This window comes from Sphingobium sp. FG11, assembly GCF_057809915.1.
In genome coordinates this window covers 25030-43222 of record NZ_JBMDKW010000009.1, presented here as the reverse complement: position 1 = coordinate 43222, position 18193 = coordinate 25030, and the positions used below count along the sequence as shown (strand labels likewise).

Genomic DNA, 18193 nt, shown 5'->3' with positions numbered 1-18193 from the left:
GGCTAAGGCCGCTCGCGCTTGAGAAAACGGGCGAGCGCGGAATCCGACAGCCGCACATCCAGTAGCGAATCCTCCCCGTCGACGCGGCTTCCCATCACTTCGCCATGTTCATGCAGCCAGGCGATCGCGGCACCGTCGGACATCGGCACGCGGAGCGTCTGGACCTGCGCACCCGCCGTCAGATGGGTGCTGACGGCGCGCTGAAGCCCATCTACGCCCGCGCCGGTCAAGGCCGACAGGATGACGACATCATCACGCCGGGCTGCCAGTTCATTGATGCGCGCCGCCCCGTCCGGGTCGAGCAAGTCGAGCTTGTTCCAAGCTTCGATAATCGGGGGCGGATCAGCCGCTTCGCCATCGCGGGCGTAGGCGGCTTCTCCGGCGACGCCCAGTTCGCCCAATACGTCCATGACATCGTCGCGCTGCGCTTCGCTGTCGGGATGAGCGATATCGCGAACGTGGACGATCAGGTCGGCGGACAGCACTTCCTCCAACGTCGCGCGAAAAGCCGCGATCAACTGGGTCGGAAGATCGGAAACGAAGCCCACCGTGTCGGACAGAATTGCCTTGTCGAGACCGGGCAACGCGATTTGACGCATGGTGGGATCGAGCGTTGCGAACAGCAGATCCTCCGCCATCACATCGGCCCCGGTCAGCCGGTTGAACAGCGTCGATTTTCCCGCATTGGTATACCCGACGAGAGCGATCACCGGCCATGGCGCGCGCTGCCGCCGGGCACGATGCAGCCCGCGGGTACGGGTCACCTGATCCAGTTCGCGTCGGATCTTCGCCATGCGATCGCGGATCATCCGGCGGTCGGCCTCGATCTGGGTTTCACCCGGCCCGCCGAGAAATCCGAAACCGCCGCGCTGCCGCTCCAAGTGGGTCCAGCTGCGTACCAGCCGTCCGGCCTGATAATCGAGATGCGCCAGTTCGACCTGAAGCCGCCCCTCGTTGGTCGCGGCCCGCTCGCCAAAAATTTCGAGGATCAGGCCGGTCCGATCGATGACCTTGGTCTGACAGGCCTTTTCCAGATTGCTTTGCTGGACCGGGCTGAGCGCATTATCGACGATGACCAGTTCGGCCTCCTCGGCCTGCGCCAGCGTCGCGATGCTATCCACCTGCCCGCTACCGAACAGCGTCGCCGGCTTGCGATCGCGCACGCGGAAAGCCTGCGCCGCGCGCACGTCGATGCCGATGGCCAGCGCGAGGCCTCTCGCCTCTTCCAGCCGGGCGTCACTGTCGCGGCGATCGGCGCCATGGGTTTCGGCATGAACGACAACGGCGCGCGTGCCGCGCGTAACCTCATCATCCGAATCGCGATTGAAAATGGCCATGGGCGCTTAACGCATCCGTTCGCCCTCCGGTCCACCCGAAAGCGGACCGGAAGCGAATCAGGATCAGTCGTCCTGCTCGTTCTCGCCGGTCAGATCGAGCGCGTGGAGTGGCTGGACGGTCGAAATGGCGTGCTTGTAGACCAGCTGAACCATGCCGTCGCGTTCGAGCAGCATGCAGAACAGATCGAACGCTGCGATCTCGCCCTGAAGCATGACGCCGTTCACCAGGAACATCGTGACCGGGCTGCCGGACTTGCGCACGGCGGTGAGGAAGATTTCCTGGAGCAGTTTGGATCGGCCGCCGCCGTCACCCGCCTTGCGCAATTCGCCCAGGTCCATGGGCTGTGCGGGCATGACCGTGGAAATGGCATGCTTGTACACCAGCTGCGACTGGCCGTCGCGGCGCAGCAGCACGGAGAAATTATCAAACCAGGTGATGATGCCCTGCAACTTCACGCCCTTGACCAGGAACATGGTCACCGGGGTCTTGGTCTTGCGCAGGTTGTTCAGGAAAATATCCTGAAGGTTGTTCACTTTGTCGGCCATGATGCTGCCGTTCCTTTATTGGCGGGACGTTACCCGCTCTTGCACCCCTGGGCAGGGTGTCTTGCCTGCCTCCGCTTGTCGAAGGCTGGTCATTCATATCGCAGTTGCGAACACACGTCTATCCCGAACGCGACTTAGCCATCTTTTCCGTCGGTGATGCCCAACAGCTTGAGTTTGCGGTGCAGCGCAGAACGCTCCATGCCGATGAAGGTCGCTGTGCGCGAGATGTTGCCGGAAAAGCGCCGGATCTGAATGCGCAGATATTCCCGCTCGAAACTTTCCCGCGCCTCGCGCAGCGGCGCACCCATGATCGCCGACTGGCCTACCCCCTCGCCGCCACTGCTGGTCAGTTCGACCGGCAGCATGTCCAGTTCGATTCGTCCGATCCGGTCGCCCGGCGCCAGGATCATCGTCCGTTCGATCACATTGCGTAATTGCCGGACATTGCCCGGCCATTCATTGGCCTGCAACGCAGCCAGCGCATCGCTCGCGATTTCAGGCGCGGGAACGCGGCGTTCGGCGGCGAAGCGGGCGAGATAATGTTCGACCAGGGGCGGAATGTCGTCGCGGCGCTCGGCAAGCGGCGGAATGGCGAGCGGAACCACATTGAGGCGATAGAAGAGGTCCTCGCGGAAGCGCCGCTCCTCGATCTCCATCGTCAGGTCGCGCGCGGTCGAGGATATGACCCGAACATCGACCTTCACCTGCCGCTGTCCGCCGACGCGCGTGAAGCTTTGATCGGTCAGCACGCGCAGGATCTTGCCCTGGGTAGTGACCGGCATGTCGGCGATTTCATCGATATAGAGCGTGCCGCCATGCGCCTGTTCCAGATAGCCCGGACGCACGAGCCCGCTAGGGTCCTCGACGCCGAAAAGCTCATCCTCGACGCGGTCCGGGTCCATCCGGGCGGCCGCCACGACCACGAATGGCGCGTCGGCGCGCCCGCTCCAGCTATGCAGCATACGCGCGGCGATTTCCTTGCCGACGCCGGCCGGCCCGGAAATCAACACACGGCTGCCCGTGCCCGCAACCTTCTTGATGGTTGCGCGAACCCCGTTGATGGACGCTGACGTCCCCGTCAGTTCGTCATCCTGCCCGAAGCGCGCGCGCAGCACCTGGTTTTCCCGACGCAGCCGCTCGGTTTCGGTCGCGCGCGATACGAGATGGAGCAGCCTGTCGGCCTCGAACGGCTTTTCGATGAAATCGGCTGCGCCACGACGGATGGCGGCGACCGCGGTGTCGATATTGCCATGGCCCGAAATCATCAGCACCGGGATCGTCGGGTCGCGCCGCTTGATTTCATCAAGCAGTTCCAGCCCGTCCATCTTCGACCCCTGCAACCAGACGTCGAGCAGGACCAGAGAGGGGCGCCGTGCATCCAGCGCCTCGATCGCGCCGTCGCTGTGCGCCGCCGTGCGCGCCGTGAAGCCTTCATCCTCCAGCACGCCCGCGACCAGATCGCGAATGTCCTCTTCGTCATCGACTATCAGAATATCAAGCGCCATTGGCCGTCACTTTTCCCTTCGACAAGGCGATAACCTGTCCTTCTTCGAGCTTTTCCAGCGCGGCGACGGGGAAGCGCAGGGTGACGCACGCGCCCCCGCCCTCCGCATCCTCCAGCCGGATGTCACCCATATGTTCTTCCACAATCTTCTTGACGATGGCGAGGCCAAGACCCGTACCTTTGGATCGCGTCGTCATATAAGGTTCGAGAATTCTTTCGCGCTCGGGCGGTAGCCCAATGCCGTCGTCGCGGACCGAAATGATCAGTTGCTCATCCTCGAGACGCAGGGCCATGGCAACATGTCCGCGCGGCTGACCGTCCTCGGTGGCGGGCCGGGTCTCGATCGATTCCACGGCGTTTTTGACGATATTGGTCAGCGCCTGACCCAATTGCCGCCGATCGCAGACCATCTCCGTATCCTGCGTATCGATGCGAAAATCAAACTTGATGTCCGGGTGCGCGACCTCATGCAGGAAGAGCGCGTGGCGGGCGATATCCTCCACCCCTTCGCGCCGGAATACCGGCTTCGGCATACGGGCGAAGGAGGAAAATTCATCCACGATCCGCCGAAGATCGGCCACCTGACGAACGATCGTGCCGGTCAGGCGAGTGAAGGTCGCCTTGTCACTCGTCACCTCCTCGCCATAACGGCGTTGCAGCCGTTCCGCCGCAAGCTGGATCGGCGTCAGCGGGTTCTTGATCTCATGCGCGATCCGCCTTGCGACGTCGGACCAGGCCGCGCGCCGCTGGTCCGAAAGCTGCTGCGTGATATCGTCGAAGGTCAGGATATGACGGGATGCGTCGTGCGACACCTTGACCGCCAGGGTGCGGATATCGCCCTGCACGCGCAGCTGGACGATGCCCGCGCTCTCCCCGCCCGCGACCAGTTCGGCCAGTTCGTCCGACACTTCGGCCAGCCTGCGCCCGACCGGATCGTCGCCCTCCGCCGCCAAAATAGCCGCGGCAGAACTGTTGAGCAACTGAATGACGCCGTCATGATCGACCGACAGCACGCCAGCGGTGACGCCCGAAAGGATAGCCTCGATAAAGGCGCGGCGTTCGCCCAACTGGCTGTTGGCGGCCACCAGCGCCCCGGTCTGCGCCTCCAGCCGCTGGGTCATGCGGTTGAACGCCGATGCCAGCGTGCCGATTTCGTCGCGGGCGGGAGAACTGGTCACCCGCGCCGACAGGTCGCCCGCCGTAATCCGGCGGGCAGCGTTCACCAGCTCGTTGACCGGACGGACCATCCAGTCCGCCACGGCGAGCGCGATATAGACCGCAATGCCGACCAGCAACAGCGATCCCACGAACAGCGCCATGTTGAAGCGCAACTGCAACGCGCGCGACTGGGCCGCGAACAGGTCGTAATCGGCCAACACCTTCTGCGCCCGCTCGACATTGCTGAACGCGGAGGACCCGGAGTCGCGGGTCGCATAGAGATAGATTTTGGCGCCCGGATAAAGCAGCGTCACCGCCTCGATCTGTTTGGGTTTCGCTTGAACGACGACATTCTCCCCCGCCTCGAGCCGCTTGACGACGGCGGGCGATAACAGGCCTGCGGCGGGGCGGCTGTCGGGGTCGACGGTGGCGGCCGTGCGGGCAACACCATCCGAGCCAACCTCGATGATGGCGGATCGATTGAGCTTCCGCGTGACGACCTGATAGATATAGCCCTCGGCAAAACGCGGGCTCGATACCTTCGACTGGTTCAGATAGTCGCGCAGGTCACTCGCCATGGTGACGGTTTCGTCGCCGACCTCGCGCAAATTCTGTTCATAATAGCCACGCGCCAGATCGCTGGCATTTTGCAGCATGCCGCGCGCACTGTCCGAAAACCAGAATTGCACGCCATATTGGAACAACAGCGACGCGAAGATCACCACCAGCAGCATCGGCACGCTGGCGACGATGGAAAAAATCGCGACGAGCCGAACGTGCAACTGGCCGTCGCTGCCGATCGCCGACTGAGTCGCACGCCGCTTCGCCACCCTGCGACCCAACAGCACCAGCAACGCAATGGCCGGGACGAGGTTGGCTACCAGCAACAGCGCCACGATAGGCGGCGTCAGCAGCGTGTAGGATTGGACCTGCCCCGACAGCAGGCGATAGGTGACACCCGCAATCGCGAGGAAGAGAATGAGCGTAACGCCCTCGATAACCGGCGCCAGCCTGCCCCCTCGCAAAAACGGAGGCAGCCGGGCGCGCCATCCGGTAATGTGTTGAGGGGGCAGTTCCGCAGTCGCCATAGTGGCTTTCTTACAACAAGGTCGGGCGCAATAAAACCACAGTATCGGGCGCACTGCGTCTCAACTATAAAATGCGCAGTGAAACGTCAGATGAACGGGCTACGTGGACCCGTTTCCGCGACGATCCGACCAGCGGTTGAAAGCAGCTGTCAGTCGTTCAGGCGCAATTGCATGGGATCCAGCCCATAATCAGTGAGCTTCTTGCGCAGCGTGTTGCGATTGATCCCCAGCAGCCCGGCGGCCCGGATCTGGTTGCCGTCCACGCTGGCCAGCGTCTCCTGCAGCAACACCGGCTCCACCATCGCGAGCAAATCCTCGTGCAAGCTGCAATTGGGCTGGAGGAGACCGACACCCAGCTGGCGCTTCGTCCATTCGCGGACGGCATGGGCCAACTGGTCGGATGTCACACCATGATCGAGCGGCATGGCGTCGAGCGGCAGGGCATGGCGCAAAATATCGGCGGCGATCACATTTTCACGGCTCAGGACAGCCAGCCGTTGCATCAAATTCTGAAGCTCACGCACATTGCCGGGCCAATGATAGGCCATCAGCAACTGCGCCGCATCTTCCGCCAGCGCCTTGCGCGGAAGTCCGTCCTGCGCCGCCCGATCGAGGAAATGGCGCGCCAGCAGAACCACATCCTCCCGCCGTTCGCGCAAGGGCGGCAGCGCGATAGGAACGACATTGAGGCGGTAGTATAGATCTTGCCGAAAGCGGTTGTCCTCGATCAACTGCGACAAATCCTTGTTGGTCGCGGCGATGATGCGCACGTTGACGCGTACCGGCTTGGAGCCGCCCACCGTCGTCACCTCGCCCGATTGCAGGACCCTCAGCAGCCGCGTCTGCGCCTCCATCGGCATGTCGCCGATCTCGTCCAGGAACAGCGTGCCGCCCTGCGCCTGCTCGAACTTGCCGGCGGTGCGCACCTGCGCCCCGGTAAAGGCGCCCTTTTCATAACCGAACAATTCGGCTTCGATCAGTTCGCGGGGGATCGCCGCCATGTTGATAGCGACGAACGGCTTGGTCCGCCTCTGGCCAAGGCTATGGATCGCTTCCGCCACCAGTTCCTTGCCCGTACCCGACTCCCCCAGCACCAATATGCTGAGGTCGTTGGAGAGGACGCGGGCGATGGTGCGATACACCTCCTGCATCGCCGGCGAACGCCCCACCAGCGGCAACCCGTCATGGGGCAAGCCCGTATCGGCAAGTTCCTCGCGGTTGAGCCGGGTCCCGAGCGCGTCCGCGACCGCGCGAGTCAGTTCGTTGAGGTCGAACGGCTTGGGCAGATATTCGAACGCACCCTTCTCGGTCGCGCGAATCGCCGTGTTAAGCGTATTCTGCGCGGACAGGACGATGACGTTGAGGTCGGGCCGATGCTCCAATATGCTGGCGACACCCTCCAGCCCGTCACCATCGGGTAGCATGACGTCGGTGATCAGAACGTCGGGCGCGAAGCTTTCAATGAGCGCCGCCCGCTCGCGGATCGAGGCTGCCGTCTTGACCCGATGGCCCTGCCGCCGCAGCGCTTCGCCGACGACGACGCAGATCGCGGGATCATCGTCCACGACCAGGATTGCACCCGCGACGCCCATCAGCCCATCCCCATCGACAGTAATATGCGGAAGGTGGATTCGCCCGCTTCCTGATCGCGCGAATATTGAACGAAGCCGTTCATGTCGCGCACCAGCTTGTCGACCAGCGCAAGCCCCAGCCCCTGCCCGTCGCGCTTGCCCGTGATGAACGGGTTGAACAGATGATCGAGAATATGTTCGGGCACGCCCGGACCATTGTCGATCACCAATATCTCAATCGGCAGAACCGAACTGCCCTTGCCATCACCGACGACGACCGAGACGCCGTGGCGGAAAGCGGTTTCCACGCGGATGCAGGGATTTTCCACATTCTCAAGTGCTTCGGCAGCATTTTTGAGAAGGTTTATCATGACCTGCACCAGCGCATCGTCATTGATGTTCGCAAAGGGCAGGGACGGGTCGTAGCGCTTGATGATCCGTATGTTGCGCGCAAAGCCTGCGGCCGCGACATGGGCCGCCCGGTCGATCAGCGGATAGATATTGCCCGGTCCGCATTCCAGATGAAGATCGGTCGTGAAATCCTGCATCCTGTCGATCAGGGCAGCAATGCGGTCCACCTCGTTGCAGATGAGCTGGGTAAGCGCGACATCGCGCCCGCCATTGCCCGATTCGAGCAGCTGCGCCGCGCCCCGGATGCCGGATAGCGGATTCTTGATCTCATGCGCCAGGATCGCCGCCGCGCCCATCGCCGATCGCGCACCGCCGGCGGTGCCGCGATGACCGATCTGGCGCGCCTGACTCTGGGCATGGATCGTCACCACGCGCCAGCCTTCATGATCGGAAATCGGCGCGATCATCAGATCGATCTCCATCTCCGCCATGCGGCCGACATGGACCTTGATGTCATAAGCCGCGATCGGCTTGTTATTATGCCAGATATCGAAACGCGCGCCCATTTCGGCGATGCGGATCGTGCGCGACACGTCGCTGCCGACGATCGCCGATCGCGCCATGTTGAGCAAGGTTTCCGCCGTGACGTTCGCGTCGGCGATGCTGTTGTCGGGCCGGACGATCAGGGTGGCGACCGGCAGGGCCGTCATCTGATCCGACAGAGAGGGTCCGTCCTGCTGCAACCGAAGCGGCGGGACGGAAACCGCTGGCATGGTCATGCCGCCCTGAGCGCCTCGGTCGGGCCGGCCTCGACCGCCTCTCCTGCCGCGATCAGAGGTTCGTAGAAACCCGCCAGCATCTCCAGCACGCGCGCGCCGTCAGGTTCCTGATTTACCGCATGACGAAACTCGGCCGATCCCGTTAGCCCCTTGGTATACCAGCCGATATGCTTGCGAGCCATATTGACGCCGGTATGAAGGTCATAATGATCCAGCATCGCCCGATAATGGCCGATGATGGCGCGATATTGTTCTTCCAGCGACGGGTCGGGCAAGCGCTCGCCGGTGGCGAACCAGTGCATGACCTGACCGATCAGCCACGGCCGACCATAAGCCCCGCGTCCGATCATCACGCCGTCCGCGCCGCTCTGGTCAAGCGCGGTATCGGCATCCTCGATCGAACAAATATCGCCATTGACGATCACGGGCAAGGAGACCGCATCCTTCACCTTGCGCACGAAAGCCCAGTCAGCCGATCCCTTGTACATCTGGCAGCGGGTGCGACCATGCACGGTGATGAGCTTCGCGCCCAAATCCTCGGCAATGTGCGCGAGTTCGGGCGCGTTCAGGCTCGCATGGTCCCATCCCATGCGCATCTTGACCGTCACCGGCACGTCCACCGCCTTGACCGTCGCGGCGATCAGCGCGGCGGCGAGCGGCAGGTCGCGCATCAGCGCGCTTCCGGCATCGCCGTTCACGACCTTTTTGACCGGGCAACCCATATTGATGTCGATGATCGCCGCGCCGCGATCAGCATTCAGCTTGGCCGCGTCCGCCATCTCCTGCGGCGAGCAGCCGGCGAGCTGCATCGAAACCGGCTCTTCCAGCGGATGCCAGGCGGCTTTTTGCAGCGACTGCCGGGTCTCGCGAATCATCGCCGCCGTCGCGATCATCTCGGTGACGTTCAGGCCCGAGCCATAGCGCCGGACCAGCGTGCGAAAGGGCATGTCGGTGACGCCCGTCATCGGCGCCAGCACGACCGGCATGTCGATCGTCACCGGACCGATGGAGATAGGGGAAAGCCTGCGCATGAAACCTGATTGCCTAAAAAACAGGCAGGCATTAGCCGGAATCACGCGCTGCGGCAAGACGCAGCCACTGGCGGGCGGCGCATCGCTCGTTTATGCGGCGCGATATGACAATGGGCAATGACAGGACGGTTGCACTGCTGATGGCAGCAGGACAGGGCAGCCGCGCAGGCGGAGACCGTCCCAAGCAGTTCCGGCTGGTGGGCGATAAAGCCGTGATCGCCCATGCGGCCGAGGCGCTGGCGGCGCATCCCGCCATCGACGCGCTCTATATCGTCGTAAGCGACGGACAGCAGGCCGAAGCGCAAATGCTAGTCGGCGCGCTTCCCGTCGCAGGGTTCATTGCCGGCGCGGACAGCCGCTGCGGCTCGGTGCGCGCGGGACTGGAGGCGATCGCTGCGTCAGGCGGCGCTGCGAACATCCTCATTCATGATGCGGCGCGTCCGTTCCTGCCGCACGAAGTTGTCGACCGGCTGATCGAAGCGCTGGGGAGCGGCGTCGGCGCCATTCCGGTCCTGCCGGTCATCGACACGCTGTTGCATGGGGTTGGTGGCCACGCCGGGGAAGCGGTGGATCGCACAGGCCTGTATCGCGTGCAGACGCCCCAGGCGTTCCGCTTCGACGCCATATTATCGGCGCACCGCGCCTGGAACCCGGCCGATGAAGCGACCGACGACGCGCAAATCCTGAAAGCTGCGGGTCATGATGTCATGCTCGTAGCTGGCGACGAAGGACTTGAGAAATTGACCTACCCCCAGGATTTCGAACGGGCAGAGGCGCGTCTCGCCGCGTGCATGCGGACCAGCGTCGGCATGGGCTATGATGTTCATCGCCTCGTCCCCGGCGCGCCTTTATGGCTAGGGGGCCTTCTCATCCCCCACGATCAGGGGCTTGCGGGCCATAGCGATGCCGATGTCGCGCTCCACGCGCTGGTCGACGCCATCCTGGGGGCACTTGCGGAAGGGGATATCGGCAGTCACTTTCCCCCCAGCGATCCGCAGTGGCGCGGCGCGGATTCGTCGCAATTCCTGCGTTATGCCGGTGATCGGGTCGCGGCGCGCGGCGGCCGGATCGATCATCTCGACCTGACGATCATCTGCGAAGCACCCAGGATCGGCCCGCATCGCGACGCCATGCGCGCCCGGATCGCTGGGATATTGGGAATCACGACCAACCGTGTCAGCGTGAAGGCCACAACCACCGAAGGTCTGGGCTTTACCGGACGGCGCGAAGGGATCGCCGCGCAGGCGGTTGCCAGCCTCTCCCTCCCCGCGCTATCCTGAGCCATGCCTGACACCATCCTCAACCCGCAACTGGTCGAACTGGCCGAGCGCGTCATCATCGCCAACCGTCGCGCCGGTCGCACCGTCGCCGTGGCGGAAAGCTGCACCGGCGGCCTCGTGTCCGCAGCGCTCACCGAAATCGCCGGCTCGTCCGATGTCTTCGAGGCGGGTTTCGTGACCTATTCCAACGAGATGAAGGTCGAACTGCTCAAAGTTTCGCAGGATGTGCTGGAGACCTTTGGCGCTGTGTCGATCGCGACAGCCTGGGCGATGGCGCAGGGCGCGCTGGTCAAAAGCCATGCCCATGTCGCCGTCGCCATCACCGGCATCGCCGGACCCGGTGGCGGATCGGAGCAAAAGCCGGTGGGAACCGTCGTGTTCGCCCGGGCGGAACGGGGCGGCAGTCCTGACAAGGTGGTCGCGGACATGCATCATTTCGAGGATAATGGCCGGGCCGGCGTTCGCCTTCAGGCGGCGTTGTGCGCGCTCGAACTGCTGCTGCCCGACGCCCCCGCGCCGTAAAGCGCGGCGGCCCGATCCTCGAACGCGCCGATCATCTTGCGCAACGCCTTGTCGAACATCTGGCCGGCGAGCATTTCGAACAGGCGATTCTTGAATTCGAACTCCACCTCGAAATCAACCAGCACGCCGCCATGCCCGTCATCGCGAAACGCCCAGAGATTGTGGAGATGCTTGAGCGGCCCGTCGAGATAATCGACGCGCACGCTGTCGGGCCGGTGCTTGACCACGCGAGAGGTGAAGCTCTCCTTGATCCCCTTGAACCCGACGATCATGTCGGCGACCATCTCGGTCTCACCGGAGGATCGAACCCGGATCGCGCTCACCCAGGGCAGGAATTGCGGATAGGCGGCGACGTCCGCGACCAGATCGAACATCTGCGTCGGCGTATAGGGCAGATGCCGCGTCTCATGATGCGTGGGCATGGCCTAGCGGGCGGTCTTGGCCAGCTTAGCTTCGCGCGCGGCGCGCATTTCCGCGAAATCCTTGCCTGCATGATAGCTTGAGCGCGTGAGCGGGCTGGACGCCACCTGAAGAAACCCCTTGGCGCGCGCAATCGAGCCATAGGCGGCAAACCCGGCCGGGGCGACGAACTCAATCACCTTGGCATGTTTGGGCGTGGGTTGCAGATATTGCCCCATCGTCAGGAAATCGATGTCGGCCGATCGCATGTCGTCCATCACCTGATGCACTTCCAGCCGCTCCTCCCCTAGCCCCAACATGATGCCGGACTTGGTGAAGATCGACGGGTCGAGTCGCTTTACCGATTCGAGCAAACGCAGCGACGCATAATAGCGCGCGCCGGGCCGGATCGTCGGATAGAGCCGGGGCACCGTTTCCAGATTATGATTATACACGTCCGGCCGGGCCGTAACGATCATCTCCACCGCCCGCTCATGCTTGTTGCGGAAGTCGGGGGTTAATATTTCGATGGTCGTGCCGGGCGTCGTGCGGCGCAGCGCCTCGATCACCTTGACGAATTGCGACGCGCCGCCATCGGGCAGGTCATCGCGATCGACCGAAGTAATCACAATATGCTCCAGCCCCATTTCCGCGCAGGCATCCGCGAGATTTTGCGGCTCGTTCACGTCCACCTTGCGGGGCATGCCGGTCTTGACGTTGCAAAAGGCGCAGGCGCGCGTGCACACATCGCCCAATATCATGACCGTCGCATGTTTCTTGGTCCAGCATTCGCCGATATTGGGACATGCCGCCTCTTCACAGACCGTCACCAGCCCCTTTTCCCGCATGAGCTTGCGGGTTTCGTTGAAGCCCGGACTTGTCGGGGCCTTCACCCTGATCCAGTCGGGCTTGCGGGGGCGTTCGGGCTTCGCCGGTGCGGGGATCGCGGTCATATCGGTCATGCGCTCCAGATAGCGACGCTTGCGCCCACTTGCCAGCCCTGAACTTGTGCGGCAGAGAACCGCGCATGACCGACTTTACCGACATGCTCCAGGGCTATCGCCGCTTCCGCAACACCGGCTGGTCGCAACAGCGCGAACGCTGGGGCGAATTGAGCGAGGGCCAGAACCCGCGCGTCATGGTGATCGCCTGTTCCGACAGCCGCGTCGATCCCGCGCAGATTTTCGACAGCAGCCCCGGCGAAATCTTCGTCGTACGCAACGTCGCGGCTTTGGTGCCCCCGTTCGAAACCAATCCCGGCCATCATGGCGTGTCGGCAGCGCTCGAATTCGCGGTTCAGGTGCTCAAGGTCGGCGAGATCGTCGTGATGGGCCATGGCAAATGCGGCGGCTGCAAGGCCGCGCTCAGCCAGGAGTTGAAGGATGCGCCTCCCGGCGAAGGCGGCTTCATCGCCGACTGGATCGAGATGCTGGACGGCGCGCGCGATACCGTGGTTGCGCGCTTTGGTGACGATCGCGGCCGCGATGCACATCGCGCGATGGAGCAGGAGGGCGTCAAGGTCAGCCTCGCCAATCTGCGCACTTTCCCCTGCGTGCGCTCCAAGGAGCGCAGCGGCGAACTCAAACTGGTCGGTGCATTCTTCGCGATCGCCGATGGTCAGTTGCATCTGCTGGACGAACAGAGCGGGGAGTTTCAACCGGCCGAGCAGGACGCATGACCCCGTCAGGGGGCGCTAGCGGCAATATCGCGCTGCTGATCGACGCGGACAATGCGTCGGCGGCGCATTTCGACCCGGTCATGACCGTGCTGGCGGAGCTTGGCACCGTCAATATCCGTCGCGCCTATGGCAATTGGAGCAAAACGACACTCAAGAACTGGGCGGCGCTTTCGGTGGCGCAGGCGATCGAGCCGCAGCAGCAGTTCGACCTGACCAAGGGCAAGAACGCGACCGACATGAAGATGACGATCGACGCGATGGACCTGATGGCCAGCGGACGGGTCGACGGCTTCGGTCTGATGTCGAGCGACAGCGATTTCACGCCACTCGTCACCCGCATCCGGCAACAGGGCATTCCCGTCTACGGCTTCGGGTCGGCGAACACGCCCGAAGGGTTCAAGCGCGCCTGCACCCGCTTCATCGACGTCAAGGCGCTGGTTCCAGCGGAAGTCGTGGTTCCGGCGAGAATTGTGGCGAAGCCGCGCAGTACACCAGCATCTTCGCCGCCTCCGGCCCCCGCGGCCAAAGCGCCCCAACCCGTGCCGGTGCCAGCGGTCGATGAAGAGGTCGTCCGGCTGCTGATCGACGCCTATGATGCGGCCAAGCGCGACGAGCGCGGCTTCGTGGCGCTGGGACCCGTCGGCCAGCGGGTCGGCAACCGATCCAGCTTCGACGTGCGCAATTACGGCTTCAAGCGCCTGTCCGATCTGGTTCAGGCGATCCCAGAGTTCATCACCGAAATCCGCGAGGGCGGACAGACCTGGATCAAACGGGTCCGCTGATGTCGATTATCGCGCGGCGGCTGATGATCCATGGCCGTGTGCAGGGCGTATTTTATCGCAAATGGGCGGCGCGGACCGCGACCGATCTGGGATTGACGGGCTGGGTCCGCAACCTGGCCGAAGGCAGCGTCGAGGCCGTGATCGAGGGGCAGCAAGACAGTGTGGAACGCTTCGTCGCGCTTGCCCGCCAAGGCCCGGCGGCTGCGTCCGTAAGCCGGATCGACATGGAAGAGGCCGAGCCGTTCGGGCTGGCGACCTTCGAACAACGAAACACGCTATAGTTTCGAAGGAGAGGGCCACTCCTTTGAGAAGCCCTCCCCATCACTGTTGGCTTCAGCGCGTCAGCTTTTTATAGGCAAGGCGCGTCGGGCGGTCGGCCGCATCGCCCAGACGGCGGCGCTTATCCTCCTCATAGGCTTCGAAATTGCCTTCGAACCATTCGACATGGCTGTCGCCCTCGAACGCGAGGATATGCGTCGCGAGCCGATCGAGGAAGAAGCGATCATGGCTGATGACGACGGCACAACCGGCGAAATTCTCCAGCGCATCTTCCAGCGCGCGTAGCGTTTCGACGTCCAGATCGTTGGTCGGTTCGTCGAGCAGCAGCACATTGCCGCCCTGCTTCAACATCTTGGCGAGGTGGACGCGATTGCGCTCACCGCCGGACAATTGCCCGACCTTCTTCTGCTGGTCCGGCCCCTTGAAATTGAACGCGCCGACATAGGCCCGCGTCTGAATTTCATGCTTGCCGATGGTCATGAGTTCATGCCCGCCGGAAATTTCCTGCCACACATTATGGTCGGGGTTCAGGCTGTCGCGGCTTTGGTCGACATAGCCAAGCTGCACGGTCTCGCCGACCTTGATGCTGCCCTCGTCCGGCTCTTCCTGCCCGGTGATGAGGCGGAACAATGTGGATTTGCCCGCGCCGTTCGGACCGATGACGCCGACGATGCCGCCCGGCGGCAACAGAAATTCCAGATTTTCAAACAACAGCTTGTCGCCATAGCTTTTCGTCAGACCATGTGCTTCGATCACCTGCCCGCCGAGCCGCTTGGGCGTCTGGATGACGATTTGCGCCTTGCCGGGCGCCCGGTTTTCCTGCTTTTCGACCAGTTCGTCGAACGCGCGGATGCGGGCTTTGGACTTGGTCTGGCGCGCCTTGGGCGACTGCCTGATCCACTCCAGCTCTTCCTTGATCGCCTTCTGGCGGCCCGCCTCCTCGCGCTCCTCCAGCTCCATCCGCTTGCCTTTAGCTTCGAGCCAAGCCGAATAATTGCCCTCATAGGGAATACCCCGGCCGCGATCGAGTTCGAGTACCCAGCCTACGACATTGTCGAGGAAATAGCGGTCATGGGTAACGAGGATGACGTTGCCAGTGTAGTTGATGAGATGCTGTTCGAGCCACTGGACGCTTTCGGCGTCGAGATGGTTGGTCGGTTCGTCGAGCAGCAGGATATCCGGCTTTTCGAGCAGCAACCGGCACAGCGCTATGCGACGCTTTTCGCCACCTGACAGGCTTTCGACGCTCCAGTCGCCGGGCGGGCAACGGAGCGCTTCCATCGCGATTTCGAGCTGATTGTCGAGCGTCCAGCCATCGACCGCGTCGATCTTTTCCTGAAGCGTGCCCATTTCCTCCATCAGCGCGTCGAAATCGACATCTTCCGGTGGGTCGCCCATGATCGTGCTGATTTCGTTGAAGCGATCGACGAGATCCGCGATCGGGCGCACGCCGTCCTTCACATTTTCCATCACCGTCTTGCTGGCGTCGAGTTGCGGCTCCTGCGCGAGATAACCGACGCGCATTCCTTCCGCCGCCCACGCCTCGCCCTGAAAATCCTTGTCCATACCGGCGATGACTTTCATCAGCGTCGATTTACCCGCGCCGTTGACGCCGATGACGGCGATCTTCGTGCCGGGCAGGAATTGCAGGTGGATATTGTTGAAAACGGGCTTGTTTGCACCGGGGAAGGTCTTGGTCAGGCCCTTCATGACGAAGCTGTACTGGACGGCCATCGGGTCGGTCTCTCTCATATAGGCGTGCGACGGATTTGGCGCCCGGTTAGCGGAGGCGCGGCGCATTGGCAAATCGCCGTTGGCAGGACGCAGCCATTTCCCCCCGCCCGCGAGGCTGAGGTATAGATAAAGGCCCCGTGAGAGAGCCGATGAAAACAGGAGTGCTAACCGAACTTTTCTTGTAGACAACGATCCATCGCGTGATTCCATCGTTTCACCGATGTAGAAAAGCATTGATTTGTGCATCGCACACGTTAATGCGGGTCGCTCGCGTAGGGTCACATCTGTAACGTGCCTGACGCGGCATATGCTATGGGAGCCGTACACAATGAAGAAGATCGCTGTTGTTTTCGCTTCGGCCAGCCTGATGGCCCTCGCTGCTTGCGGTGAGAAGCCGGCCAACGAAACCGCGAACGCTTCGAACGCAGTCGTTGAGAACGTTGTCGAAAACGCCGCTAACGCTGCTGACAACGCCGCCAATGCAGCGAATGCCGCTGGCAACGCTGCAAACGCAGCCGCGAACGCGTCGAACGCGATGTAATCTTCGCTTTCGCGAGATTTTTAAGGGGCGGGTCGTTAAACGGCCCGCCCTTTTTATTGGCGTTCAGTTCCGGTCATGACTGATGCCGGAGAGCGCAACTATCGCCTCATCTCTCGATGAAGAGGTAGGACGGGTCGAACTCGCAGAGCCGAATGAGCGCGGGTTTGTCGATCATCGTCACCATGCCGTGCCGCACTGTCATCAGCCCCATTTCCTTCAGTTCCCGCAACATCCGGTTCATGTGGACGGGCGTTATCCCACATGCTTCGCCTAGGTCCGCCTGGGTCAGGGGGAGCCGGAACGTCGAACCATCGCTCCGGCCCACGGCCCTGAGTTTGGCTTCAATCTCGCAGAAAAAATGCCCGACCCTCGCGATCGCATCGAGGCGGCCCAGACGAAATATCCATTCGCGATGCATCGCCGCGTCCAGCAAAGTGCTGAACCACAGCATCTTCGCCAGGTTGGGACGGGTCGCTACGATTTCATCCAGCGCACCATGGGATACGGTGGCGATCTTGCAAGCCGAGATAGTCGCGACATCATGATCCAGACGTTTGAGCGGATATCCGTGCAAATCCACGAAGTCGCCCGGCACATGAACGGCCACCAACTGCCTGGCCCCGTTTCGATCATCCATATAGCGGCAGATGATGCCCTCGATCAGATAGGTGCTATACGCGACCGGCTCGCCCTTTTCCGCTATGGTGTGGCGGGCCGGAATGCCGCGGATTTCACTGACCGCGCTTTCCAATGTCGCCAAATCCTCCGGCGTGAGCTGATCGCGCCGTCTTTGGCGAAGGAAATCATCAAAGATCATTGTCGATCGCCTTCATCAGCCCTGGATCGCCCTCTTCTACTCGCCTCGCCTGCCCGACGCGACTCTGGATAACGGTCAGGGTGATGGTTCATGCGGTGGCGTCTTGCCGGATCCTTGAACCCGCATGAATGTTTCAGCATGATGTCCCTGTACGTTATCAAACGATCCGCCCATGACCTCGTCTATATGATTTGCCGGCCCAGTTATGATTGAGCGAAGTGCCGGCCTTCTTCTTTATGAGCGATATCCATCGTTACGGGTGCTGCTGGTCCATCCGGGTGGTCCCTATTGGCGCCATCGTGACAAAGGCGCGTGGCAAATTCCGAAGGGCGGTATCCATGCGGACGAGACAGCGGATCTCGCCGCTTTGCGGGAGGTAGAGGAAGAGCTTGGACTGCGTGTCAGCGTTTCACTCCTGCCCTTGGGCGAGATTCGGCAGAAAGGCGGCAAATGGGTCACGACGTTCGCGGCAGAACAGGCGGTCGACACGGAGACCGTCATCAGCAACCTTTTCGAAATCGAATGGCCCCCACGCAGCGGCCAGATCCAATCCTTTCCGGAAGTCGATGCGGCCCGCTGGTTCTCCATGGCGGATGCGCGCGATGCCATGCTGCCCAGTCAGCTACCTCTGCTGGACAGGCTGGAAGAGGCGCTGCGAGGCAGTGCGCGACAATGAATGAGACTTCGGGAGTAGATGTTGGTGGGCCCGGCAGGACTTGAACCCGCAACCTATCCGTTATGAGCGGACAGCTCTAACCAGTTGAGCTACAGGCCCCACCCCGCCGCCGAATAGGGA

18 protein-coding genes and 1 tRNA gene are annotated in these 18193 nt (G+C 62.5%); 7 read left to right on the top strand and 12 right to left on the bottom strand.

Going from position 1 to position 18193, the window contains the following annotated elements; translation table 11 throughout:
• Nucleotides 1–2 precede the first annotated feature (2 nt).
• The 7 genes from hflX to dusB all read right to left on the bottom strand — a co-directional run bounded on the left by hflX (nt 3) and on the right by dusB (nt 9365).
• On the bottom strand, nt 3–1337 hold the full coding sequence (gene hflX, locus ACODSN_RS09625) for a GTPase HflX (protein WP_489054939.1): 1335 nt from the start codon (nt 1335–1337) through the stop codon (nt 3–5).
• A gap of 63 nt (nt 1338–1400) precedes the next feature.
• The gene (gene hfq, locus ACODSN_RS09620; protein WP_489054938.1) at nt 1401–1883 is read right to left on the bottom strand and encodes an RNA chaperone Hfq; all 483 of its coding nucleotides are present in this window, start codon (nt 1881–1883) and stop codon (nt 1401–1403) included.
• A gap of 134 nt (nt 1884–2017) precedes the next feature.
• Nucleotides 2018–3388: a nitrogen assimilation response regulator NtrX gene (gene ntrX, locus ACODSN_RS09615; protein ID WP_489054936.1), complete on the bottom strand. Its 1371-nt coding sequence runs from the start codon at nt 3386–3388 to the stop codon at nt 2018–2020.
• A complete protein-coding gene (locus ACODSN_RS09610; RefSeq protein ID WP_489054935.1) occupies nt 3378–5633 on the bottom strand; it encodes a sensor histidine kinase in 2256 nt (751 codons plus the stop codon). The genes ntrX and ACODSN_RS09610 overlap by 11 nt, the downstream gene beginning before the upstream one ends.
• A gap of 149 nt (nt 5634–5782) precedes the next feature.
• Nucleotides 5783–7225, bottom strand: coding sequence for a nitrogen regulation protein NR(I) (gene ntrC / locus ACODSN_RS09605; RefSeq protein ID WP_489054933.1), 1443 nt, complete (start codon nt 7223–7225; stop codon nt 5783–5785).
• Entirely contained in the window at nt 7225–8334 is a 1110-nt protein-coding gene (locus ACODSN_RS09600; protein ID WP_489054932.1) for a two-component system sensor histidine kinase NtrB, read from the bottom strand. The genes ntrC and ACODSN_RS09600 overlap by 1 nt, the downstream gene beginning before the upstream one ends.
• Nucleotides 8331–9365, bottom strand: a complete 1035-nt coding sequence (dusB, locus tag ACODSN_RS09595) for a tRNA dihydrouridine synthase DusB (protein WP_489054930.1) — start codon at nt 9363–9365, stop codon at nt 8331–8333. Before dusB ends, ACODSN_RS09600 begins: the two co-directional genes overlap by 4 nt.
• Before the next feature lie 92 nt (nt 9366–9457).
• On the opposite strand from dusB, the gene ACODSN_RS09590 reads away from it, so the two are divergent.
• Both ACODSN_RS09590 and ACODSN_RS09585 read left to right on the top strand, forming a co-directional pair.
• Nucleotides 9458–10645, top strand: coding sequence for a bifunctional 2-C-methyl-D-erythritol 4-phosphate cytidylyltransferase/2-C-methyl-D-erythritol 2,4-cyclodiphosphate synthase (locus ACODSN_RS09590; protein WP_489054928.1), 1188 nt, complete (start codon nt 9458–9460; stop codon nt 10643–10645).
• A gap of 3 nt (nt 10646–10648) precedes the next feature.
• A complete protein-coding gene (locus ACODSN_RS09585; protein WP_489054927.1) occupies nt 10649–11167 on the top strand; it encodes a CinA family protein in 519 nt (172 codons plus the stop codon).
• Here the strand turns inward: ACODSN_RS09585 and ACODSN_RS09580 are convergent.
• Entirely contained in the window at nt 11113–11589 is a 477-nt protein-coding gene (locus ACODSN_RS09580; RefSeq protein ID WP_489054926.1) for a type II toxin-antitoxin system RatA family toxin, read from the bottom strand. The two genes, ACODSN_RS09585 and ACODSN_RS09580, sit on opposite strands and share 55 nt — an antisense overlap.
• Before the next feature lie 3 nt (nt 11590–11592).
• Entirely contained in the window at nt 11593–12528 is a 936-nt protein-coding gene (gene lipA / locus ACODSN_RS09575) for a lipoyl synthase (protein WP_489054925.1), read from the bottom strand.
• Between the two features lie 65 nt (nt 12529–12593).
• Here lipA and ACODSN_RS09570 point away from each other — a divergent pair, with 65 nt between their 5' ends.
• Genes ACODSN_RS09570 through ACODSN_RS09560 form a run of 3 tightly spaced genes read left to right on the top strand, consistent with a single transcriptional unit; the run spans nt 12594 to nt 14307 of the window.
• Nucleotides 12594–13244: a carbonic anhydrase gene (locus tag ACODSN_RS09570; RefSeq protein ID WP_489054924.1), complete on the top strand. Its 651-nt coding sequence runs from the start codon at nt 12594–12596 to the stop codon at nt 13242–13244.
• Entirely contained in the window at nt 13241–14026 is a 786-nt protein-coding gene (locus ACODSN_RS09565; protein WP_489054922.1) for an NYN domain-containing protein, read from the top strand. The genes ACODSN_RS09570 and ACODSN_RS09565 overlap by 4 nt, the downstream gene beginning before the upstream one ends.
• Nucleotides 14026–14307 (top strand): acylphosphatase, encoded by a 282-nt coding sequence (locus ACODSN_RS09560; protein ID WP_489054921.1) that lies wholly within the window; start codon nt 14026–14028, stop codon nt 14305–14307. Before ACODSN_RS09565 ends, ACODSN_RS09560 begins: the two co-directional genes overlap by 1 nt.
• Before the next feature lie 52 nt (nt 14308–14359).
• On the opposite strand, the gene ettA is transcribed toward ACODSN_RS09560, so the two are convergent.
• Complete coding sequence (gene ettA, locus ACODSN_RS09555; RefSeq protein WP_489055088.1) at nt 14360–16039, bottom strand: energy-dependent translational throttle protein EttA; 1680 nt, start codon at nt 16037–16039, stop codon at nt 14360–14362.
• Between the two features lie 328 nt (nt 16040–16367).
• Here ettA and ACODSN_RS09550 point away from each other — a divergent pair, with 328 nt between their 5' ends.
• Complete coding sequence (locus tag ACODSN_RS09550) at nt 16368–16580, top strand: hypothetical protein (RefSeq protein WP_489054920.1); 213 nt, start codon at nt 16368–16370, stop codon at nt 16578–16580.
• A gap of 106 nt (nt 16581–16686) precedes the next feature.
• Here the strand turns inward: ACODSN_RS09550 and ACODSN_RS09545 are convergent, their stop codons facing one another.
• The gene (locus ACODSN_RS09545) at nt 16687–17397 is read right to left on the bottom strand and encodes a Crp/Fnr family transcriptional regulator (RefSeq protein ID WP_489054918.1); all 711 of its coding nucleotides are present in this window, start codon (nt 17395–17397) and stop codon (nt 16687–16689) included.
• A 205-nt stretch (nt 17398–17602) separates the two neighbouring features.
• Between ACODSN_RS09545 and ACODSN_RS09540 the strand changes: the two genes are divergently transcribed.
• The gene (locus tag ACODSN_RS09540; protein ID WP_489054917.1) at nt 17603–18073 is read left to right on the top strand and encodes an NUDIX hydrolase; all 471 of its coding nucleotides are present in this window, start codon (nt 17603–17605) and stop codon (nt 18071–18073) included.
• Between the two features lie 22 nt (nt 18074–18095).
• On the opposite strand, the gene ACODSN_RS09535 is transcribed toward ACODSN_RS09540, so the two are convergent.
• A tRNA-Ile gene (locus ACODSN_RS09535) sits at nt 18096–18172 on the bottom strand.
• Nucleotides 18173–18193: the final 21 nt, after the last annotated feature.